The organism is Flavobacterium sp. WC2409 (assembly GCF_041200085.1).
In the GTDB taxonomy this organism is placed as follows: domain Bacteria; phylum Bacteroidota; class Bacteroidia; order Flavobacteriales; family Flavobacteriaceae; genus Flavobacterium.
Genome location: NZ_CP165625.1, coordinates 3,362,487 through 3,383,383 on the forward strand (window position 1 = coordinate 3,362,487; position 20,897 = coordinate 3,383,383).

Consider the following 20,897-nt stretch of genomic DNA (forward strand, 5'->3'; position numbering starts at 1 on the left):
ACTGAATCTAAACGAATTGATTAAAACGATTCTCCGAGATTTAGAACTTAAAATATCTTAAAAATGAAAAAAATTATCCTGCTCACCGTGTTGCTTTTTTCTGCCATAGCTGTACAGTCACAAACTTTTACAGGTACATCCAGTTTAAAAGGTAAAATAACTGGTACTGTCATCGATTCGATAACAAAGGCTCCAGTAGATTATGCTTCTATAAGCATTTCTAAAATTAATTTAGACAAACCCTTAACTGGTACTTTGACCGATGCTTCTGGAACCTTTAAATTAAATGAAATTCAAGTTGGAACTTATACCCTTACCATTTCATTTATTGGCTACAAAGACAAGACTATTAAAGAAATAACTACAACTGATGCAAAATTAGATTTTGAAATTGGTGAAATAGCCTTGAGTCCTGAATCGAATACTTTGAAAGAAGTGGTAATTGTAGGAACAGCACAACAGGTAGTTAATAAAATTGATAAAATCGTTTACAACGTAGAAAAAGACCTAACAGCTGGTGGTGGTAATGCTACTGATGTATTGCAAAAAGTACCTATGGTAAATGTAGATATCAATGGAAATGTATCGATTCGTGGAGACGCAAATGTACGTGTATTAATCAACGGAAAACCATCAGGAGCAACTTCTGCCAACCTTGCGGATGTGTTGAAAACAATCCCTGCTGACCAGATTAAAAACATAGAAGTGGTTACTTCGCCTTCGGCAAAGTATGATGCAGAAGGATCTGCAGGAATCATAAACATTATTACTAAACAAAAAAGCACTTCGGGTGTAAGTGGATCTGTAAGTGGTGGTATTGGTACGAGACAAAATAACTTTAATGCCAATATAAATTACAACAAAAATCGTTTCAGCCTTTCGGCAAATGTTGGATTCAACAATGGATGGCCACAAGAATCATCATCTGAATCAACACAAGCTTTTGACAATAGTTCAGCCAAAAGTCTGCAAGTTACCAAAGGCATAAACGAAGTAAAACGCAGCGGTTTACTAGCATCCGTAAACGCTGGATATGATTTTAATACTTTCAATAGTTTGACTACTACATTTAGATATAATAAGGGAGGATTTGAGCGAAAAGGTACAAATGATAATCAATTTACTGATTATATGAATGCTTCAAATAGTAGTGTTTATAAAGGAGAAAGCAGTTCTAAAAATGCATTTGGAGGATTTGATTGGAATCTAAATTATGCTCATAAATTCTCAAAAGAAGGACATGAACTTACCTTTTCATCACAATGGAGTCACAGCATTGTAGAAACTAATTATCAAAATTTATACTCTAGTTTTTATACCAACCAAAAAGCGAATAATGACGGAGCTAACAATGAATACACCCTACAATTAGATTATACTTTACCAGTAACCGAAAAATTCAAACTGGAAGCGGGTGGTAAATCAATCACCAGAAGGATTTCAAGTGATTTTCAAAATTATGTTCCAGACAGTCAAAACGCATTTGTTTTTGACCCTATTAGTTCTAATTTATACAATTACAATCAAGATGTTACTTCAATCTATTCCGTGGGAACGGTAACTTTGCCTAAAGGTTTTACGGTAATGGCGGGGGCACGATTTGAAAATACAGCTATCAAAGGCGATCCTACAAATGAGCTACAAACAGATTTGAATCCATTTACAATAAAATACGGAACCTTTATTCCTAGCTTTACTTTACAAAAAGCATTATCACAATCAGCATCATTAAAACTGACTTATAGCAAACGTATTTCAAGACCAAGCCTTACTTACTTGAACCCGTTTATCAATAAATCAAATATTCAAGCACAAACACAAGGAAATCCAACACTGGATCCTGAAATTTCTCAAACTGTAGAACTAGGGTATTCTACCTTTTCACAAAAGCGCACACTTAACATTTCGGCTTATTATAAATACACTGCCGATTTAATTGAAGGCATTGCAACACCATTGCAAGACGAAACGGGAACAATTACAAATTATCAAAATATTGGAAGCAATAAATCATTTGGAATGAGCTTTTTTGGATCTGTAAATCCGTTTAAAATTTTAACCCTACGTGGTAACTTTAATGCTTTTACTTACAAGCCAGATCCAACAGGAATTTACAGCTTAGAGCAATCAAGTAATGGAACATCCATTCAATATTCCGCATTTGTAAGTGCTACATTGCAATTAAAAAACAACATTGCAGCCGAAGCTTTTATAATCCAAAATTCGTCTAAGAAAACACTTCAAGGAACCAGTCCTGCTTTTAATCTAATGGTTTTTGGTGTCAAAAAACAATTCTGGAATAAAGCCGCATCACTTGGTGTTAATATAGTATCTCCGTTCAAAAAAGAATTAGAATTTAAACAAGTTTCAAGCGGACAGGGATTCAGTCAAAGCAGTACCTTTAAATTCCCAATCCGTTCATTTGGACTTACCTTCAGCTATAATTTTGGTTCCATGAAATTCACTGGAGCTAAAAAGAAAGGCATCAATAATGATGATCTTAAAGAAGGAGAACAAAACAATCAAGGTGGTGGTATGCCAGCAATGAAATAAGAAAATAAGACCTGCCAGAAAACTCAAAAAGGTTTCAGGATAAGCTCCTGAAACCTTTTTTTTAGTCACTTTATTATGATAAATTCTTTAGCTTTTTTAATTAAGGAATTAATCTTTCTAGGCGGAGCTTTTCAAATAAATCGTAAAAAGATTCTTCAGTTCTTTGATAAATACTAAAACCAAGCGCACGACTTTTAGACATATCAGTCATCACTTCTATGGGGCGTCCCAAGTCAAGATCCGTATGCCAAGGAGAGGCCAATCTGTCTATATTCGATTCTTCAAGAGCATGTTCCAGAGCTATTTTTTCCCAAACAGGAGCTTGATTCTCCATTTGCTCTTCAAGAGGATGAATCATACCATCATAACCTATTGCCTCAATCCCGAACGAAGATGCTATTTTTCCCCACAGCCATTTCCAGCGAAAATAGTCTCCATTTACGACATTAAATGCTTCATTTTTGGCCGCTTCCGTAGTAGAAGCCCAAATTAAATGCTCTGCTAATACTCTAGCATCCGTAACATCCGAAAGTCCATTCCATTGTGCTTCTGAACCTGGCCACTGAAACGATTTTCCATTTTCTTTGCAAATGCTAGCATACACAGCAAGGGTTGTTCCTAGATTCATTAAGTTACCCACCGCTTTCCCAATAACAGTGTGCGGACGGTGAATGCTCCATGTAAAACCATCACGTGCTGCTGCGGCATAAACTTCGTCCTCTTGTGCATAGTAAAAGTTTTCTATGTCAAGACGAGGTTGTTCTTCTCTAAATGGGGTTTCGGGTAAAAATCCTTCTTTGGCGTAAGCCTCAAAAGGTCCAAGATAATGTTTCAATCCTGTAACAAGCGCTACGTGCTGCACTGATTTTTTAGAAGATAAGGCCTCTAGAAGATTTCTAACCATCAAGCTATTTACTCTTATATTTTCTGCTTCAGTATCCTGACGCATCCAACTTGTAATGTAAACATGGGTAGGAGAAACATCTTTTAAAGCTAGCTTTAAATTTTCAAGATCTAAAAGATCAGCAGCAACAGGCTGTAGATTTTCTATATCTTTTCGAGGGTTTCTGGCTAAGCCAAAAGTGATCCAGCCTCTAGCAATAAGTCTTTCTGCAAGATTATTACCTGTAATCCCTGTTGCCCCAACTATTAACGCTATATTTTTCATATTTGTGTTTTTAAATTTTGAAGTACAAAATTCGAAAACAGCCATGGAATAATATAGGACATACATCACATCTTTTTTGTGACCTATATCACATCAATGCGATAAACGACTCAATGTCTCTCTCGAAATTCCAAGATAAGAGGCTATTAAAGTTTTAGGAATACGGTGAATCAAATCTGGATATAATTGGATAAATTGCGCATATCGTTCCTCAGAATTCTTGCTCATTAACGATAGAATCCTGCTTTGAAGTGCAATATTACCAGCGGTCATTTTTTGCAAAAAGAAGAACTCCATTTTCTGTAACTCTGCGCACAGCTTTTGCCTGTTTTCAAGAGTGATGTAATACGTTTGTGCATCTTCTAAACAATCAATATTGAGTGTGGCATTTTGATTATTATAAAATCCGTGACTATCCGTAACCCACCAATCTTCCATGGCAAATTGAAGAATATGACTCTTACCCGAGTGGTCTATATAATACGATTTCAACAAACCTTTAACTACGAAATGAACATACGGAACGGGATTATCTTGCTGAACTAGATATTGATGTTTTTTATATTTTCCTATCGAAAAGTGAGAAAGCACAAATAGAAATTCATCATCCGTTAATAGTACTATTTTCTCAATATGTTGTCTTAAAATTGCTTCCATTATTTGTTTTTAAAAAACGGTATAAAAATAATTAAAAAAAGGAGACTGACTACAACTCACAATTATTGGGTTTTATTTATTAAAGGGTGACTGCTTGAAGTATAACTTGCTTTTTATTTGATAAGATACAAAATAGTAGGAATAATTAGATCATAAGCAGTAGTATTAACCAACTTGATTTAACTATTTCGTTTTTGATTAAATATTCAAAACCATTCACCGCTTTTTCTGTTACTCAGCAAAATAATGCACAAAAGAAACTTTTATAAACGTAAAATCTACATTTGAATTATAGGTGTTAAATAAAGGAGCAGTTTTTCTCTTTTTTTATTTTAAAAATTCGATATTTACATTTAAAAATAAATAAATGATGGTACGAAGAAGATTTATAGGATCAACAGCTTTATTGGGAATTGCTGGTATTTTTGGATTTGCAAAACGACCAATTGAAAAACCTTTATTACACCATGTATTTTTTTGGTTAAAAAACCCCGAATCCGAAGCGGATAAACAACAATTAATTTCTGGTCTAAAAACCTTAGCTGCTATTCCAACAATTCGTCATATTCATGTAGGTGTTTTGGCCTCTACTGAGAAACGGGAGGTAGTCGACACTTCCTGGGATGTTTCGGAACTCATGTTTTTTGATGATGAAGCGGGTCAAAAAGTCTATCAAGATCACCCAATTCATCAAGCTTTTGTGAAGAACTGTTCCCATCTTTGGACCAAAGTACTTGTTTATGATTCTATTGATGTGTAACCAATGAAAATGAAATTATCATGAATGTTCTATTCTAAAAGTAGCATTACAATTGAAGTTTGAAGAATTATTTCTTGAAACCTTTCTTATAGAAAATCGTGAAGTAAATAAAACTAAAAAAAATATTTACTTGATTAAACCTTTTATAGCTTTTGAGGTCAAATAAAGAAAAATAAAAAACTATAAAAAAACCATTTACTTATGTCAAAAAAACAAAACCTTAATGCGACAATGCGCATAGTTCACCGCTATCTAGGCTTTTTCCTTGCTGGAATTATGGCTGTTTATTCCCTAAGCGGATTAGTATTAATTTTTAGAGATACTAGTTTTCTAAAACAACAAAAACAGATCGTTAAAATAGTAAAGACCAATGCTAGTGGAGAGGATTTAGGTCGTATGCTTGAGATCCGTGGTTTTAAACCAGATCGTGAAGAAGGTGACGTTGTTTATTTTAAGGATGGAACTTATAATAAAAAAACAGGAGTAGCTGACTATAAAACAGAAAGCCTTCCTGCAATTGTAGAAAAAATGACGCACCTGCATAAGGCAAGATCAGGAGAACCATTATTCTTTTTGAATGTCTTTTTTGGACTATCACTTTTCTTTTTTGTACTATCATCATTTTGGATGTTTATGCCAAAAACAACAATATTTAAAAAAGGACTATACTTTACCGCTGCAGGTATTGTATTAACCTTAATTTTATTATTTATATAGATTTAATTATTAATTCGATTACAGTTTTTATAAATAAAACAAAAGCCTGACAATGTTGTCAGGCTTTTGTTTTTAAATGATCATCGTCAACTGAATGCGTTTTCTATCCTCATCCACTTCTGTGACTTTTACCTGAACATGTTGGTGTAACTTCACTACTTCATTTACGTCGCTTACAAAGCCTGCTTTAAGCTGAGAGATATGAACTAAACCACTTTCTTTGACTCCAATATCTACAAAACAACCAAAATTGGTAATGTTGTTGACAATTCCAGGTACTATCATTCCTGATTTAACGTCTTTTATCGTTTTTACATTGGGATCAAATTCAAATACTTTAGCTGATTTTCTTGGGTCTAATCCTGGTTTTTCAAGCTCTTTTATAATATCTTTCAATCCTAGTAATCCTATCTCTGGTGTGATATAATTCTCTGGTTTGATTAGGGCCGTTTTTTCTTTATTGGCAATTAAATCATTCACAGTCAATTTTAAATCTTTGGCCATTTTCTCTACAATTCCATACGATTCTGGATGAACAGCCGAATTATCCAACGGATTTTTAGGATTCGAAATTCGGATAAAAGCGACTCCTTGTTGGTATGCTTTTTCACCCAATCGAGGTACTTTCTTCAGTTGTTTTCTGTTTTCAAAAGGACCATTTTCAGATCGATAGTTCACAATGTTTTCGGCTAGCTTCTCTCCTATTCCACTCACATAACTTAGTAAATGTTTGCTCGCCGTATTGATGTTTATACCTACTGAATTCACGCAACGAATTACCGTATTATCGAGTTCTTCTTTTAGTTTATTTTGGTCCACATCATGCTGGTATTGACCTACGCCAATAGCTTTTGGGTCAATTTTTACCAATTCAGCCAATGGATCACTCAATCTTCTCCCGATAGAAACCGAACCCCGAACAGTAACATCATAATTAGGAAACTCCTCTCTAGCAATTTTAGAAGCTGAGTATACCGAGGCTCCGGCTTCGGAAACTATGAAGACTTGTACTGGTTTATCGAAAGCAATTTTCTTTATGAAGAATTCGGTTTCCCGTGAAGCAGTTCCGTTTCCTATAGAAATAGCATCAATTTTATAAGAATTCACCATCGAACGAATTTTTTTCATCGCCATCGCTTCCTCTTTTTGTGGCGCGTGCGGATAAATGGTTTCGTTGTACAACAAATCTCCTTTTTCATCCAAACACACAATTTTACAACCCGATCTAAAACCGGGATCAATGGCTAAAATTCGTTTTTCTCCTAAAGGCGGTGCTAGTAACAACTGCCCTAGATTATTAGCAAAAACTTGAATCGAATTGGCATCCGCCTTGGCTTTTGCTTCTTGCAAAGCTTCATTGGAAATCGCTGGATTCAACAATCGTTTGTAACTGTCTTCAATAGCCAATTGTACATGTGGAGTTGCTTTATTTTGTCCTTTTAAAACCAATTCATCAATAATAGCATAGGCATCATCGATATCAACGGCCACTTTAAACTTGATAAAACCTTCATTTTCGGCACGAAGCATCGCTAATAAACGGTGTGAAGGTGCTTTCGTTAACGGCTCTGACCAATCAAAATACTGATTGAATTTTTGTGCGCCTTCCTCCTCTTTCTTGGTTTTAACTACCTTAGTTGTAATCGTCGCTTTGCGCTCGTATAAACGGCGCAATTGCTTACGAACATATATATTTTCATTAATCCATTCGGCAATAATGTCACGGGCGCCTTGTAGGGCTAAATCTTCGTTAATTATAGTATCATTCAGGTATTTTGTAGCAATAAAATCAACATCATCGTTATTTTGTGCCATGATAATTTTAGCCAATGGCTCTAATCCACTTTCGCGAGCAACATCAGCCTTAGTTTTTTTCTTCTTTTTAAAAGGCAGGTAGAAATCTTCTAATTCTTGTAAATCAAAACTTTTATCGATTTTAGCAAACAATCCTTCGTTCATAGCACCTTGCTCCATGATTGATTTTAAAATCGCTTCCTTGCGTTTTACAATCACCTCATATTCTTTTTGAAACTTGGCTATATTTTCAATTTGAACTTCATCTAGATTTCCTGTAGTGTCTTTTCGATACCTAGAAATAAACGGAATCGTACAATCTTCTTGTAAAAGTTCAACTGTTTTTTGAATGTTAATCGCTGCTGTAGCTACAAATTTGGAGATGAATTGTATGTTGTTCATTTTAATTTTTTTCGAACAGCTAAAATAATATCTTTGAATCTTAAATTAAGTTAAATGACTCTTTTATTCTACTGTTTTTTGATTATAAATGGTATTGCCTTTGTATTAACTGGTTATGATAAATATTTAGCAAAAGCACAAAAAAGAAGAATTCCAGAGAAAACTCTTTTAAGTTTTGTAGCCTTTGGAGGCACTATTGGAGCTGGAATTGCTATGTTGATTTTTAGACATAAAACGTCAAAATACTCGTTTTTATGGAAGTATTTTGGAATTCTAGTACTGCAAATTGCAATTATATATGCTTTATTCTATACTGGTTTACTAGGTCCTAAGAGTTGGTCTAGTCTTAGATTACAATATAAAATCTAAATAATTTGACTTATTTATTACCTCAAAATTAGCTTCTGGATACGCTTTGGCGAAAGCCGTAGGAACTTTAGCTTTTTTGTTCTCATTCCATTTAAATTCAAAGCCGGCCAATGATTGTCCCTTTTCTTCTAACCAGTCTAACTCTTGCTGGTCATAGGTGCGCCAAAAATAATTTTTAGTTTTCAATTTTTGGTATTCTTGCTTCTTAATACGCTCTACAGCCAAATAGTTTTCCCATAAATCACCAACATCTGTTCTTGATTCTAATCGGTTGAAATTATTTATAATTCCGTTTCTGATACCGTTATCATAAAAATACCAACGACTTGATTTTACAATTTCTTTTCGAAGATTACGACTAAATCCTTCTACTTTAAAAATGATAAACACCTTAGACAATAAGTCTAAATAATTAACAACCGTATTTTTGGATAATTGCAATTGATTCGCTAACTCTTGTATTGAAACTTCCTTCCCAATCTGGAAAGCAATCAACCGCAGTAAATTATATATTTTATCGGCATGTTTTATCCCTTCAAAAACAAGGATATCCTTAAGTAAGTAGGAATTAATTATTTCGAATAAATACTCTTTTTTTTCTTCCCAATCAGGATATTGCATTAACTCGGGATAACTACCAAAGAGCAGTCTTTCTTCTAATTTTTCTATGGTTTGCTTATAATTTTCTTGTATTGAAAACTCTAATTGTGCCAGCGGATAAAGGTATAAGGTATTTTTACGGCCTACTAATGGTTCGCCTAATGTGTTGTTTAAATCGAAAATAGAAGAACCTGTAGCTATAATTTTAATACCTTCAATACTATCAACAATCAACTTTAAAATCAAACCAATTTCAGGAATTGTTTGGGCTTCATCAATAACTAATAAATCTATATTAGCTAATAATCGTTTGTAATTAACCACCGACCGCTCTTTTAGTAAATTAGCGTCATTAATATCCTCTCCATTTAATTGTAAATAGGTCGGTGATGGAATATTTTCTAAATAATTTTTAATCAATTCTGTTTTACCAACACGTCGTGCACCTAGTAAAATCAATACTTTATTAGGTAGTACTTTTTTACTAAAGGAATCAAAAATCGCTCTTTTTAAATGACTTTTCATTTATTTTGAATTATAAACACAATTCAAATATACATAAAAAATAATAATTCAGTCAGTACATTGACTGAATTTACATTAATTCAGTCAGTACAATAATTAAATTAACGTTAATTCAGTCAATAGAAATAAAAAACGAGCCTAGTTTAAAACTCAGCTCGTCTAAAATAATTAGGCCTTGGCCCGCAATTTTTTTTATAAAATCCTTATTAACAAGAAATTTTATTCACTCTATTTTGGTGTCTTCCTCCTTCGAATTCAGTAGCTAGAAAAGTTTCTACAATTTCTACTGCTTGCGGAATAGAGGTAAAACGAGCAGGAATACTTACAATATTAGCATTGTTATGTAAACGTGTTAAATAAGCAATCTCTTTAGTCCAACACAAACCAGCTCTCACTTTAGGATGTTTATTTACTGTCATTGCAATTCCATTTCCGCTTCCGCAAATAACGATCCCAAAATCTGCTTTTCCTTCAGTAACATCTGTAGCTACAGGATGTCCAAAATCAGGATAATCTACACTATCTTCTGAATCTGTTCCATAATTAGTTACTTCGTGACCTTTTGCTATAAGCATTTCAACAATGGCTTTTTTATAATCTGGTCCAGCGTGATCGTTCCCTATTGAGATTTTCATTTTATATCTGTTAAGTTGTGTGCTGCAAATTTACCAAAAGATTATTGGATATTATAAATGAAGCTTTTGTTTATTTGTTAAAAAAATAAAGTCCTTTAAAAAGTATCTATTTACATGTATTATAACTATCAGATTGCTATCTATTTATGAGTTATCCACAATTTTCATAAATACATAAATCATTGATAATCAATAAATAATTCGAAAATAAAATGTTAATATTTTACATTGTTAATAGTGAAACGCAATTGCTTGATATTCAGTTAACTTTAAATTAACATTAAATGTTAATAACTTCGGATAGAATATTAGAAGTATTTTTTGGTTCTATTAAAAAAATAAGTAATCCAAAACCCACTTTTAAAAACCTAATTTAGTTTACTGAATTTTTAGAAAAGTTATTAATACTTAAAATAGGTTTATCAACAAAAATAAAAAAAATACTTATTTACAAATTGAAATGGTTTTAGTTTATTAACTGTTGTTAATTAAAATATAGTAACTCTTTAAAACTAAAGACTTAGATAAAAATAACTATGTTAATAACTATAAATAACATACTATAACTTGATATCATAGCTTTTTAAAATAAATTTATAGTAGCTATTAACATGCTATAATACACATTAATAAATAATTTAAATTTAATTTTTCTTTTTGTTGTATTATATATGTGTTGACAACTTTCAAAAAAATTAAACGATTTTTAAATTGTTATCGTACTTCATTTCTTGAAGAATAGTTTTAACACTTGAAAAATCGTTAGGATGAATTTTAAGTTGGATTCCTCCCAAAGCGGTTGAGTACATTGGTGCAAAAGAAGACATAATTTCGTTTTGAAAATAGTATTGCAATCCTTCTTGATCCAATCGATGTTTCAGTATTTCAATTTCATGAATGTAGTCAAAAACGGCGATAGTGATAAATGCTTCCATAATTTGATTCTTTGTATAAAGATACAACTATCTAGTGAAAGTTATATTTTCTTTAAAACTGACCGCTATTTTCTTATAACTGTTAACTATTTTGTAATTTTCGACTTTTAAGAAAAGATTTATGAGTAAAAGATTAAGAAAGCCGGTAAAAAAAGAGAAAGAGTTCTCTGAACAAATTATAAAAATACTATCGCAAAGTGCTAATAAAGCATTCAATTATAAACAAATAGGAGCAAAGCTGGAACTTGATGATACACAAAGTAGAAATCAAATTATTAAAGATTTAAAGATTCTTGCTTCTCAAAGCAAAATTATCGAGTCAGAACCTGGAAAATATTTAATTAAAGCCGCTAGTAAAGAATATTACGAAGGTAAAATAGACATGACAGGCCGTAAAACAGCTTATTTTGTCTGTGCTGAATTAGAGGAAGATGTATTTATTCCAACGAATAATTTAAATCATGCTTTAGATAAAGACATTGTCAAAGTATATGTTTATAACCGAAGAAAAGGGAAAAGACCTGAAGGTGAGGTTATTGAAGTTATCGAAAGAAATAAAACTGATTTTGTTGGAGTGATTGACATCCAAAAGAATTTCTCTTTTGTTTCAACAGCCAACCCAAAAATGTATACCGATATTTTTATTCCAAAGGATAAAATAGGAGAAGCAGAGCAAGGAGATGTTGTTTTAGTTCATATCGAAGATTGGCCTTCCAGAGCCGATAGTCCTTTTGGAAAAGTAATAAAAGTACTAGGTAAACCTGGAGAGCACGATACGGAAATTCATGCTATTTTAGCCGAATATGGTTTACCATCAGAGTTTCCTATTGAAGTAGAAACTTATGCACAAAAAATTGACACTTCAATTACTGAAACTGAAATTGCTAATCGTCGTGATATGCGTGATACACTAACATTCACCATTGATCCAAAAGATGCAAAAGATTTTGATGATGCTTTATCATTTAAAAAATTAGAAAATGGAAACTACGAAATAGGGATTCACATTGCCGATGTTTCGTATTATCTAGAAGAAGGAACCATACTAGATGATGAAGCCTATCAACGTGCTACATCAGTCTATTTAGTAGATAGGGTAGTACCTATGTTACCTGAAGTATTGTCTAATTTTGCTTGTTCATTGCGTCCACAAGAAGAAAAATATACTTTTTCAGCTGTTTTTGAAATCTCTGAGAAAAGTGAGGTTATCAACCAATGGTTTGGTCGAACAGTAATCTATTCAGATCAACGATTTGCTTATGAAGAAGCGCAATACATCATAGAAACGAAAGACGATACCATTCCGGAAGAAATTTCGATTACAGGTAGTTCATATCAAGTTTCTCCTGAAATTGTCGCAGCAACGCTAAAATTAGATGAATTAGCTAAGATTTTTAGAAGAAAAAGAATGCAAGATGGCGCTATCTCATTTGATAAAGTGGAAGTAAAATTCAATTTAAGTGAAGAAGGCGAACCAGAAGGTGTTTATTTTAAAGTGTCTAAAGATGCCAATCATTTGATTGAAGAGTTCATGCTTTTAGCTAATAAGAAAGTGGCAGAATATATTGGAAAACAAAAGAAAACATTCATCTATAGAATTCATGATGAGCCAAATGAAGATAAACTTTTTGCTATGCAAGCGCTTATTTCTAAGTTTGGTTATAAAATAGATTTTCAGCAAGGTTCTATTTCCCAAGCTTTAAACAAATTAATGGAAGATGTTAATGGTAAAAAAGAGCAAAATTTAATTGATACTTTGGCTATTCGTTCGATGAGTAAAGCCAAGTATTCAACTGATAATATTGGTCATTATGGACTAGCATTTGATTATTATTCTCATTTTACTTCACCAATTCGTCGTTATCCTGACGTTATGGTACACCGTTTGCTACAGTTTTATTTAGATGGAGCTAAATCGGCCGATGAAGAATTGTATGAAACCAAGTGTTTGCATTGTTCTACTATGGAAGGTTTAGCAACTAATGCCGAAAGGGATTCTATCAAGTACATGCAGGTAAAATACATGCAAGATCATCAAGATCAAGAGTTTTTAGGTGTAATTTCAGGAGTGACCGAATGGGGAATTTATGTTGAAATTATAGAAAACAAATGTGAAGGAATGGTGCGTATTCGGGATATAAAAGACGATTATTACACCTTTGATGAAAAACAATATGCATTGGTTGGAGCAACTTCAAATCAATTATTACAATTAGGAGACGAAATCTTCGTTAAGGTTAAAAATGCCGATTTAGTTAAAAAACAATTGGATTTTAATTTTTTAAGAAGAATTGATGAACCTGTAAAATAAACAAATTATGAAAAAAGTATTGATTTTAACTCTTGCATTAGTAGTTCAAACTACTTTTGCTCAAGTCACTAAGAACATTGGTGACTTTAATACTATTAAAGTTTTTGATAAACTGAATGTTAAATTAATTTCGTCCTCAGAAAATAAAGCAATTATTACTGGAGATAGGGAAGATGAAGTTGAGTTTGTAAATAATAATGGAGAACTTAAAATAAGAATGCCATTTCCTAAATTATTATCAGGAAATGATATTTCTATCAAATTGTATTTTAAAAACATTGATGGAATAGCAGCTAGTGAAGGTTCTTATGTTTCAAGTGATGGTGTTTTTAAAGAAACTATCTTAGATTTAAATGTTAGAGAAGGAGCAGAGATCAATTTACAATTAGATGGAACTAAAAAAGTAAATGTAAAAGCCGTTAGTGGTGGGATAATAGAATTATCCGGGACTGCTGTTAATCAAGATGTAGTAATTATGTCTGGAGGTGTTTTAAAAGCCAAAGAATTAGAGACATCACAAACCTCAATAAACGTTTCTGCAGGAGGAAATGCTGAAATTAATGCTAGTGTATTAGTGGATGCAAAAGTAAAGGCTGGTGGAGCTATTTATGTGTATGGAAAACCAGAACAGATAAATAAAGAAACCCTTTTTGGTGGAAAAATTATAGAAAAAAATTAAATTGCAATCTTTTTATTCCAAAACAAATTTCAATTATTAATGGTTAACGATATTTTATCAGGTATTCCTTGGGGAATTTTCTTAAGCTTTATGATAGGTCCCGTTTTTTTTATTTTACTTGAAACAAGTATAATAAAAGGATTTAGAGCGGCTTTAGTTTTTGATTTAGGTGTGGTCTTAGGTGATATTTGTTTTATTGGAATTGCATATTTAGGTAGTTTTAGATTAATTCAAAGTTTAAAAGACAAACCTGCTCTTTTTATATTTGGAGGTATTTTAATGTTGGCTTATGGTGTTATTTCGTTCATTAGTTTACGAAAAGAAAAAAAAATAAATACTGCAGAAATTGACAAAGAAATCATCAAAAAAAATTACTTAAGTCTTTTTATAAAAGGATTCTTTTTAAACATTATTAACATTGGAGTATTAGGATTTTGGTTAGCTATTATTATTTCTGTTGGTCCAAAATTAGATATGGAAAATTCCAGAATGTTAACTTTTTTTAGTACTGTAATCATCACTTATTTATTGGTTGATTGTATTAAAATATTATTAGCTAAACAATTAAAAACGAAGATGACACCCACTAATATTCTTAAAATAAAAAAAGGAATAAGTATAGTTCTAATGGTTTTTGGAGTAGTATTAATAACTCAAGGCTGGTTTCCAAAAGAAAAAGAAATGGTTAAAAACGCTTTTCAGAAAATTGAAAAACATAAATAAAATTGAAAATTTAAATAAATTTAAACCGCTCCAATTGAGCGGTTTTTTTATGTTTAAAAATGTATTGAATTAAGGGTTAAACATTGAGAAATTAAGAAAAGTTACGTTTTATAAATAGCTTTTATTATACCAATAGTTTTAAAAGTATGTAAATCTCTGTAGCTTCTTTGTGAATCTCTGTGAAACAATTCTTTAAAAATTAAACATAAAAGAAACCTCCTCTTTCCTTGAAGTTTTTAGAGGCATCGTTCGGATTCGAACCTAATCTTTACTTAATTTTTATAAAAAATTAGACATAAAAAAAAACCTCCAAGTTTCCTTGAAGGTTTTAGAGGCATCGTGCGGATTCGAACCGCAGTAGGAGCTTTTGCAGAGCCCAGCCTAGCCACTCGGCCACGACGCCATTGTTTAATGGACTGCAAAAGTAACTAAAATCTCCAAAGTTTAAAACTTTTAGTCCAAAAGTTTTTTTTTTAACTTCTATATTCTTCTAATTCTATTGTAACTGATTCTACATCACCACCAATAGGAGGGTTTAGTTTTGATACACCAAGAAGGATTCTTGAAACTTCGGGAATTTCATTAAAAACTCTTGTTATGATTCGATGACCTACATGTTCTAATAAATGGGAACGAATCTCCATTTCTTCAACTACAATTCGGTTTAATAGAACATAATCTACCGTATCATGTAGATCATCACTGATACATGATTTTCTTAAATCAGTTTTAATCTCTAAGTCAACGGAGTAATCTGAACCAATTTTTCCTTCTTCTATCAAACAACCGTGATAAGAATAGGTGCGTATATTTTTTAGTTTAATAGTTCCCATTTTAATTTTTTATTTAATGTTAGCAGTTTACTGTTTCTTGTGTTAACTTTAAACGTTAATCCTTAAACTTTTTTTTACCTTTGCTAAAATAAAACAAAATAATGTCAACTGAAGATAAATCACTCCATTTTATAGAACAAATCATAGAGGAAAACCTAACTGATGGATTTCCAAAAGATAAACTCCGTTTCCGTTTTCCGCCAGAACCTAATGGTTATTTACATATTGGTCATGCTAAATCGATTTGTTTGCAATTTGGATTGGGTTTACGTTATAATGCACCTGTAAATTTACGTTTTGATGATACAAATCCTGCTAAAGAAGAGCAGGAGTATGTAGATGCTATTAAAGAAGATTTGCAATGGTTGGGTTTTAAGTGGGATGAAGAACATTATGCTTCTGATTATTTCCAACAATTATACGATTGGGCGATTATCATGATCAATAAAGGGAAGGCTTATATTGACAGTCAATCATCCGAAGATATGGCTACTCAAAAAGGAACTCCTACACAACCAGGTGTTGAAGGACCTTATAGAAACCGTTCTATCGAGGAGAATTTGACTTTATTTGAAGGAATGAAAAACGGTGATTTTCCAGAAGGAAGTCATGTTTTACGTGCCAAAATTGATATGACTTCTACTAATATGTTAATGCGTGATCCATTAATGTATCGTATTTTACATCGTCATCATCATAGAACTGGAAACGATTGGAAAATCTATCCTATGTATGATTATGCTCATGGCGAAAGTGATTATATAGAACAAATTTCGCACTCTATTTGTACACTAGAATTTGTAATGCATAGAGAATTATACAATTGGTTCTTGGATCAAATTTATGATGATACTAAGGTGAAACCACATCAGTATGAATTTGCTCGTTTGAACTTGAATTATACGGTGATGAGCAAACGTAAGTTATTGCAATTGGTTCAAGAAAACATTGTAAATGGTTGGGATGATCCTAGAATGCCTACTATTTCTGGGTTAAGAAGAAGAGGGTATACCGCTAATTCTATCCGTAAATTTTGTGATACGATTGGTGTTGCTAAAAGAGAAAATATTATTGATGTTTCTCTTCTAGAATTTTGCTTACGCGAAGATTTAAATAAAACGGCTCCTAGAGTAATGGCAGTTTTAGATCCTATTAAAGTTATTATTACTAATTATCCAGAAGTAAAAGAAGAATCATTAGAAGCAGAAAATAATCAAGAAGATGAAACTGCAGGTTTTAGACAAGTTCCTTTTTCTAGAGAATTATATATTGAAAGAGAAGACTTTTTAGAAGTGGCTCCAGCCAAATTTTTCCGTTTAAGTTTAGGTAATGAAGTGCGACTTAAAAATGCCTATATCATTAAAGGAGAAAGTGTTGTAAAAGATGCTGAAGGAAATATTACAGAAATTCATGTTACTTATGATACGGATTCTTTAAGTGGGAGTGGGAGTGAAGCCTCTAAAAGAAAAGTGGCGGGAACCTTGCATTGGGTTTCTATTAAACATGCTGTTCCAGCTGAAGTTCGTTTGTACGACCGTTTATTTATTGATGAAGCACCAGACAGTCATAAAGATAAAAACTTTCTTGATTTCATGAACAAAACTTCTCTAGAAACGGTTACGGGATATGTTGAACCTAGTCTAGCAACTGCTGTTAGTGGAGATAAATTCCAATTTCAACGATTGGGTTATTTCAATGTGGATAAAGATTCAACTCCTTCTAAATTAGTATTTAATAAAACAGTTGGTTTAAAAGATGCCTGGGAAGAAAAAGGAAAGAAAGAACTAAATAGTATTAATAACTCATTAAAAGACATCAATAAATATTTTAAAGTAGCTACTAAACCGGAACGTTTGGCTATTGAAAATAGTATTGGTGAAACCATAGCAGCGATTGCGAATTATAGTTTATTACAAAATTCTTTCAAAAAGAATATTAACAATAATAAAGCTTCGTTGTTGTTTGCTAATTTTATTTTAAAATATTCCAATTTAAAATCAGCCGATTTTGATAAAGAAGAACTTTCTAAATTATTTTTAATGTCTTTGAGAAGTGAATCAACATTTGTACGATCTAAAACACTTTTGAATTTAAGAGACCTTGATTATGATTTAGATTTTGTAAATTCATTTAAAGAGGAGATTTTAAAACTAAAATCAAATCCAACCAAAAGTACTACCGAAAGAGAATCGGAGATTATAGACCAAGTACTTCATCAATTATAATTATCAAAAACACCTTTATTTAAGGTGTTTTTTTATTATTGATATTTTCTATACTTTTTATAAAAAACATCAGATTTAGTAATTAAAAACAGCTTTAAAAGAACGTTTTTAAAGCCTTTTTATATTTTAACGTTATCTTATTATGATTTATGTTTTTTTATCCTTCTATAATCTTTATAATCGTTTTTAGCACAATTATTCTCACTTTAACGGCTTGTTAACAGCGTTATGTTAATAAAATAGCTAACTTTATAAAAAGTATAAATTTTAAAAATAGAGTTATGTCAAATAGTACAGGAAATACATTATTAGCCATTTTAACTGGTGCTGCTATTGGAGCTGGAATAGGAATTTTATTTGCTCCAGATAAAGGTTCAAAAACAAGAGGTAAAATCAAAAACAAATATAATGATGCTGAAAAAGGTTTTAAAATTAAGTTTGATGACTTATCTGGTGAAATGAAACACAAACTAAAAAGTGCCAAATTAGATTTAGAAGAAACGTATGTTGATTTACTTTCTGATATGAGTCACAAAACAGAAGATGTAATTTCTTTTCTGGAAATAAAATTGGCCGAATTAAAAGAACAAAATGCCAAGCTTCAAAAATAAAAAGAATAGAATTAAAAAATTTAAAATATGGCTTTTGAAGAATTAAAAGAAAATTCAGAGAATATTCAGGAACATGTTACTAAATACTTAGAAAGTAATCTTGAGTATTATAAATTACGTAGTTTCAAGATGGCGATGAAATCGACTACAGCATTTTTAAAATTTTCATTAATTTTATTAGGTATTGCTATGGTTTTATTCTTTTGTTCCTTTGCTCTAGCTTTTGCTATTGGAAATTATTTTGATAGCTATCCTTTGGGTTTTTTAATTGTAGGAGGGATCTATTTTTTCTTTACCATGCTGTTATTTTTAATAAAAGATAAAATGATTGAAGGACCTCTTTTAGAGAAATTTTCAGAAATATTTTTTAACGACTAAATTATGGGAACAAGAAAATATTCGTCATATGCTCAGATTGATAGAGAACTAGAAATTTTAAAAATTGAGAAGGAAATAAACCTTCAAAAAATCCATTTAGAGATACAAGGTGTAAAAGAGAATTTAGAGCCAAAAAACATCATGAAAAATGCTGTAAGTGGTATTGTAAGCTCATTTAGTCCAAGTATTCCAGGACCTTATGGAAAGATTATAGGATTGGCATTTCCATTTATAACAAAATGGTTATTTAAAAAAAGAGGCCGTTAAGCCTCTTTTTTGTTGTTGTTATATTTCTTCTTCTGCTTCATCTTCTTCTGCTTCATCTTCTTCTCTTGAAGGTTCAATTTCTTTTACTTCTTTCTTCGCTTGTTTTCTATTTGTTTTTTTCATCATTTCTCCCACTTGATTGGATGCACTAAATGAAGCTACCATGTTATTTAGCATTTCGCTTCCTGCTTGTGGTGAATTAGGTAATAAAATTAAATTTGAATTGGAGTCTGCGCCAATGGCTTGTAATGTGTCGTAATGTTGCGTAACTACTATAAGGGCCGAGGCTTCTTGTGAGTTTATTCCAACTCTGTTCAATACATCCACACTTTCTACCAGTCCTCTTGCAATCTCTCTTCTTTGATCAGCAATACCTTGTCCTTGTAAACGCTTGCTTTCTGCTTCTGCTTTGGCTTTGGCAACGATTCTAATTCTAGATGCTTCTGCTTCAAATTCAGCTACCGTTTTCTCTCTATCTGCAGCATTAATTCGGTTCATGGCATTTTTTACTTGAATGTCTGGATCAATATCAGTAACTAAAGTATTGATGATAGTGTAACCGTAAGTGGTCATCGCTTCATTCAATTCTCTTTTTACTGCAATGGCGATATCATCTTTTCTTTCAAAGACATCATCCAGTTTTAGTTTTGGAACTTCGGCACGAACCACATCAAACACATAAGAGGTGATTTGATCATGTGCATATTCCAGTTTATAAAAGGCATCATACACGGTATCTTTTACTACCATAAACTGTACTGAAACTTTCAATTTTACAAATACGTTGTCTTTCGTTTTAGTTTCGATAATAACATCCAGTTGTTGGATTTTTAGATTTACACGTCCTGCAACTCTATCAATCAATGGAATTTTTAAATGTAAACCCGATTGTCTTACGCTGTGAAATTTTCCAAATCGTTCTATAATTACTGACGATTGTTGTTTGACAGTAAAGAAGGAGGAGAGTAAGATAAAGAATCCAAAAACAAGAATAATAAGTAATGCAATGTTCATAATTATATAATTTAGTTTAAAAATTACTGTTAAATTACGAAAAATCTTTAGGTTTGTGTTAGTTTACTGTTATTATATGAAAAAGCTAGTTGCATCCTTCGTTTTATTTTTTTTTACTTGTATAACATTTGCCCAGTATGGCTATAGGGATTCTAATAGAATTGGTATTACTGTTGGTGTAAATCAATTTACCTTAAACACCAATAACTTTCAAACAAAACCTGATTTGGGTTGGAATGCCGGGCTTTCCGTTCGAGGAAATTTCTACGACAATTGGGATATGGTTTATTCAATTCAGTTTTCAGAAAACAATTTTTTAGTTCAAACAAATAATGTTGGATTTGGGCATAAAGATGTAAACTATAAATTACCTTCAGCTCAAATTTCATTGCAATTAAGTTTTGTTTTAGTTGAAAATGTGTTGAGTGTTGAGTTTGGCCCAATTGTACAAATAAACGGAAAATTTAAAATCAAACCCGAAGAAGAGAATAATGTTATTTCAGGAACTACTTTATTAGCTAAAGATATTGTGGATATATCTAAGTTTAATTTTTATCCAACAGTTGGATTAACTGCTGGAGTGAAACATTTCCGATTTAATGTGTCCTATCAATATGGTGTCAATAATATGCTAGGGAATTTAAATTCTAAAAATTTAGGATATGATTTTAAAGGAAACCCAGGAATTCTGAATGGTAATATTCTATTGTATTTATAAAAAAAGTCCCGAGTTTATCGGGA

At 31.8% G+C, this 20,897-nt stretch carries 20 protein-coding genes and 1 tRNA gene; 12 read left to right on the forward strand and 9 right to left on the reverse strand.

All coding sequences use genetic code 11. The features are described from left to right. The first annotated feature begins 63 nt into the window (after nt 1-63). The gene (locus tag AB3G34_RS14350) at nt 64-2,553 is read left to right on the forward strand and encodes a TonB-dependent receptor domain-containing protein (protein WP_369752850.1); all 2,490 of its coding nucleotides are present in this window, start codon (nt 64-66) and stop codon (nt 2,551-2,553) included. A 100-nt stretch (nt 2,554-2,653) separates the two neighbouring features. On the opposite strand, the gene AB3G34_RS14355 is transcribed toward AB3G34_RS14350, so the two are convergent. Beyond that, a complete protein-coding gene (locus AB3G34_RS14355) occupies nt 2,654-3,721 on the reverse strand; it encodes an SDR family oxidoreductase (RefSeq protein WP_369752851.1) in 1,068 nt (355 codons plus the stop codon). 93 nt (nt 3,722-3,814) lie between these two features. Then, nucleotides 3,815-4,378 (reverse strand): Crp/Fnr family transcriptional regulator, encoded by a 564-nt coding sequence (locus tag AB3G34_RS14360; RefSeq protein WP_367772723.1) that lies wholly within the window; start codon nt 4,376-4,378, stop codon nt 3,815-3,817. 367 nt (nt 4,379-4,745) lie between these two features. Between AB3G34_RS14360 and AB3G34_RS14365 the strand changes: the two genes are divergently transcribed. Beyond that, a complete protein-coding gene (locus AB3G34_RS14365) occupies nt 4,746-5,138 on the forward strand; it encodes a Dabb family protein (RefSeq protein WP_367772725.1) in 393 nt (130 codons plus the stop codon). A gap of 201 nt (nt 5,139-5,339) precedes the next feature. Then, complete coding sequence (locus AB3G34_RS14370) at nt 5,340-5,855, forward strand: hypothetical protein (RefSeq protein ID WP_369752852.1); 516 nt, start codon at nt 5,340-5,342, stop codon at nt 5,853-5,855. A gap of 72 nt (nt 5,856-5,927) precedes the next feature. Here AB3G34_RS14370 and AB3G34_RS14375 read toward each other — a convergent pair whose 3' ends face one another. Then, on the reverse strand, nt 5,928-8,051 hold the full coding sequence (locus tag AB3G34_RS14375; protein WP_369752853.1) for a Tex family protein: 2,124 nt from the start codon (nt 8,049-8,051) through the stop codon (nt 5,928-5,930). 54 nt (nt 8,052-8,105) lie between these two features. On the opposite strand from AB3G34_RS14375, the gene AB3G34_RS14380 reads away from it, so the two are divergent. Beyond that, nucleotides 8,106-8,420 carry a DUF1294 domain-containing protein gene (locus tag AB3G34_RS14380; protein WP_369752854.1) on the forward strand — a complete coding sequence of 105 codons (315 nt, stop codon included), beginning with the start codon at nt 8,106-8,108 and terminating at the stop codon, nt 8,418-8,420. On the opposite strand, the gene AB3G34_RS14385 is transcribed toward AB3G34_RS14380, so the two are convergent. The 3 genes from AB3G34_RS14385 to AB3G34_RS14395 form a co-directional block, all read right to left on the reverse strand. Beyond that, on the reverse strand, nt 8,403-9,545 hold the full coding sequence (locus AB3G34_RS14385; RefSeq protein ID WP_369752855.1) for an ATP-binding protein: 1,143 nt from the start codon (nt 9,543-9,545) through the stop codon (nt 8,403-8,405). The two genes, AB3G34_RS14380 and AB3G34_RS14385, sit on opposite strands and share 18 nt — an antisense overlap. Before the next feature lie 206 nt (nt 9,546-9,751). Beyond that, nucleotides 9,752-10,180 (reverse strand): ribose 5-phosphate isomerase B, encoded by a 429-nt coding sequence (gene rpiB / locus AB3G34_RS14390; RefSeq protein WP_369752856.1) that lies wholly within the window; start codon nt 10,178-10,180, stop codon nt 9,752-9,754. A 695-nt stretch (nt 10,181-10,875) separates the two neighbouring features. After that, nucleotides 10,876-11,115: a DUF2007 domain-containing protein gene (locus AB3G34_RS14395; RefSeq protein WP_367756192.1), complete on the reverse strand. Its 240-nt coding sequence runs from the start codon at nt 11,113-11,115 to the stop codon at nt 10,876-10,878. A 121-nt stretch (nt 11,116-11,236) separates the two neighbouring features. Between AB3G34_RS14395 and rnr the strand changes: the two genes are divergently transcribed. The 3 genes from rnr to AB3G34_RS14410 are packed head-to-tail and all read left to right on the forward strand — an operon-like array spanning nt 11,237 to nt 14,828. Continuing rightward, the gene (gene rnr, locus AB3G34_RS14400) at nt 11,237-13,426 is read left to right on the forward strand and encodes a ribonuclease R (RefSeq protein ID WP_369752857.1); all 2,190 of its coding nucleotides are present in this window, start codon (nt 11,237-11,239) and stop codon (nt 13,424-13,426) included. A 7-nt stretch (nt 13,427-13,433) separates the two neighbouring features. Beyond that, nucleotides 13,434-14,105, forward strand: coding sequence for a head GIN domain-containing protein (locus AB3G34_RS14405; protein ID WP_367772737.1), 672 nt, complete (start codon nt 13,434-13,436; stop codon nt 14,103-14,105). 39 nt (nt 14,106-14,144) lie between these two features. Then, complete coding sequence (locus AB3G34_RS14410) at nt 14,145-14,828, forward strand: LysE family translocator (RefSeq protein WP_369752858.1); 684 nt, start codon at nt 14,145-14,147, stop codon at nt 14,826-14,828. Nucleotides 14,829-15,160: 332 nt separating this feature from the next. Here AB3G34_RS14410 and AB3G34_RS14415 read toward each other — a convergent pair. Both AB3G34_RS14415 and folB read right to left on the reverse strand, forming a co-directional pair. Continuing rightward, nucleotides 15,161-15,231 (reverse strand) — tRNA-Cys (locus AB3G34_RS14415). A gap of 70 nt (nt 15,232-15,301) precedes the next feature. Then, on the reverse strand, nt 15,302-15,661 hold the full coding sequence (folB, locus tag AB3G34_RS14420; protein ID WP_367772741.1) for a dihydroneopterin aldolase: 360 nt from the start codon (nt 15,659-15,661) through the stop codon (nt 15,302-15,304). Between the two features lie 101 nt (nt 15,662-15,762). On the opposite strand from folB, the gene AB3G34_RS14425 reads away from it, so the two are divergent. The 4 genes from AB3G34_RS14425 to AB3G34_RS14440 all read left to right on the forward strand — a co-directional run bounded on the left by AB3G34_RS14425 (nt 15,763) and on the right by AB3G34_RS14440 (nt 19,142). After that, nucleotides 15,763-17,886 carry a glutamine--tRNA ligase/YqeY domain fusion protein gene (locus AB3G34_RS14425; protein WP_369752859.1) on the forward strand — a complete coding sequence of 708 codons (2,124 nt, stop codon included), beginning with the start codon at nt 15,763-15,765 and terminating at the stop codon, nt 17,884-17,886. A 281-nt stretch (nt 17,887-18,167) separates the two neighbouring features. Continuing rightward, the gene (locus tag AB3G34_RS14430) at nt 18,168-18,497 is read left to right on the forward strand and encodes a YtxH domain-containing protein (protein WP_369752860.1); all 330 of its coding nucleotides are present in this window, start codon (nt 18,168-18,170) and stop codon (nt 18,495-18,497) included. Between the two features lie 27 nt (nt 18,498-18,524). After that, a complete protein-coding gene (locus AB3G34_RS14435; RefSeq protein WP_369752861.1) occupies nt 18,525-18,875 on the forward strand; it encodes a competence protein in 351 nt (116 codons plus the stop codon). Nucleotides 18,876-18,878: 3 nt separating this feature from the next. Further along, nucleotides 18,879-19,142 carry a DUF6327 family protein gene (locus AB3G34_RS14440; protein ID WP_369752862.1) on the forward strand — a complete coding sequence of 88 codons (264 nt, stop codon included), beginning with the start codon at nt 18,879-18,881 and terminating at the stop codon, nt 19,140-19,142. Between the two features lie 18 nt (nt 19,143-19,160). On the opposite strand, the gene AB3G34_RS14445 is transcribed toward AB3G34_RS14440, so the two are convergent. Further along, nucleotides 19,161-20,156, reverse strand: a complete 996-nt coding sequence (locus tag AB3G34_RS14445; RefSeq protein WP_369752863.1) for an SPFH domain-containing protein — start codon at nt 20,154-20,156, stop codon at nt 19,161-19,163. 76 nt (nt 20,157-20,232) lie between these two features. On the opposite strand from AB3G34_RS14445, the gene AB3G34_RS14450 reads away from it, so the two are divergent. Beyond that, nucleotides 20,233-20,874 (forward strand): PorT family protein, encoded by a 642-nt coding sequence (locus tag AB3G34_RS14450; protein ID WP_369752864.1) that lies wholly within the window; start codon nt 20,233-20,235, stop codon nt 20,872-20,874. Nucleotides 20,875-20,897: the final 23 nt, after the last annotated feature.

Excerpts from the sequence above, each read along its gene's own strand:
- AB3G34_RS14360 (WP_367772723.1), bottom strand. The coding sequence starts at position 4,378 with ATGGAAGCAATTTTAAGACAACATATTGAGAAAATAGTACTATTAACG.
- AB3G34_RS14350 (WP_369752850.1), top strand. The coding sequence starts at position 64 with ATGAAAAAAATTATCCTGCTCACCGTGTTGCTTTTTTCTGCCATAGCT.
- AB3G34_RS14430 (WP_369752860.1), top strand. The coding sequence starts at position 18,168 with ATGTCAAATAGTACAGGAAATACATTATTAGCCATTTTAACTGGTGCT.
- AB3G34_RS14365 (WP_367772725.1), top strand. The coding sequence starts at position 4,746 with ATGATGGTACGAAGAAGATTTATAGGATCAACAGCTTTATTGGGAATT.
- AB3G34_RS14425 (WP_369752859.1), top strand. The coding sequence starts at position 15,763 with ATGTCAACTGAAGATAAATCACTCCATTTTATAGAACAAATCATAGAG.
- rpiB (WP_369752856.1), bottom strand. The coding sequence starts at position 10,180 with ATGAAAATCTCAATAGGGAACGATCACGCTGGACCAGATTATAAAAAA.
- rnr (WP_369752857.1), top strand. The coding sequence starts at position 11,237 with ATGAGTAAAAGATTAAGAAAGCCGGTAAAAAAAGAGAAAGAGTTCTCT.
- AB3G34_RS14385 (WP_369752855.1), bottom strand. The coding sequence starts at position 9,545 with ATGAAAAGTCATTTAAAAAGAGCGATTTTTGATTCCTTTAGTAAAAAA.
- AB3G34_RS14355 (WP_369752851.1), bottom strand. The coding sequence starts at position 3,721 with ATGAAAAATATAGCGTTAATAGTTGGGGCAACAGGGATTACAGGTAAT.
- AB3G34_RS14405 (WP_367772737.1), top strand. The coding sequence starts at position 13,434 with ATGAAAAAAGTATTGATTTTAACTCTTGCATTAGTAGTTCAAACTACT.
- AB3G34_RS14370 (WP_369752852.1), top strand. The coding sequence starts at position 5,340 with ATGTCAAAAAAACAAAACCTTAATGCGACAATGCGCATAGTTCACCGC.
- AB3G34_RS14445 (WP_369752863.1), bottom strand. The coding sequence starts at position 20,156 with ATGAACATTGCATTACTTATTATTCTTGTTTTTGGATTCTTTATCTTA.
- AB3G34_RS14410 (WP_369752858.1), top strand. The coding sequence starts at position 14,145 with ATGGTTAACGATATTTTATCAGGTATTCCTTGGGGAATTTTCTTAAGC.
- AB3G34_RS14380 (WP_369752854.1), top strand. The coding sequence starts at position 8,106 with ATGACTCTTTTATTCTACTGTTTTTTGATTATAAATGGTATTGCCTTT.
- AB3G34_RS14375 (WP_369752853.1), bottom strand. The coding sequence starts at position 8,051 with ATGAACAACATACAATTCATCTCCAAATTTGTAGCTACAGCAGCGATT.
- AB3G34_RS14440 (WP_369752862.1), top strand. The coding sequence starts at position 18,879 with ATGGGAACAAGAAAATATTCGTCATATGCTCAGATTGATAGAGAACTA.
- AB3G34_RS14450 (WP_369752864.1), top strand. The coding sequence starts at position 20,233 with ATGAAAAAGCTAGTTGCATCCTTCGTTTTATTTTTTTTTACTTGTATA.
- AB3G34_RS14435 (WP_369752861.1), top strand. The coding sequence starts at position 18,525 with ATGGCTTTTGAAGAATTAAAAGAAAATTCAGAGAATATTCAGGAACAT.
- AB3G34_RS14395 (WP_367756192.1), bottom strand. The coding sequence starts at position 11,115 with ATGGAAGCATTTATCACTATCGCCGTTTTTGACTACATTCATGAAATT.
- folB (WP_367772741.1), bottom strand. The coding sequence starts at position 15,661 with ATGGGAACTATTAAACTAAAAAATATACGCACCTATTCTTATCACGGT.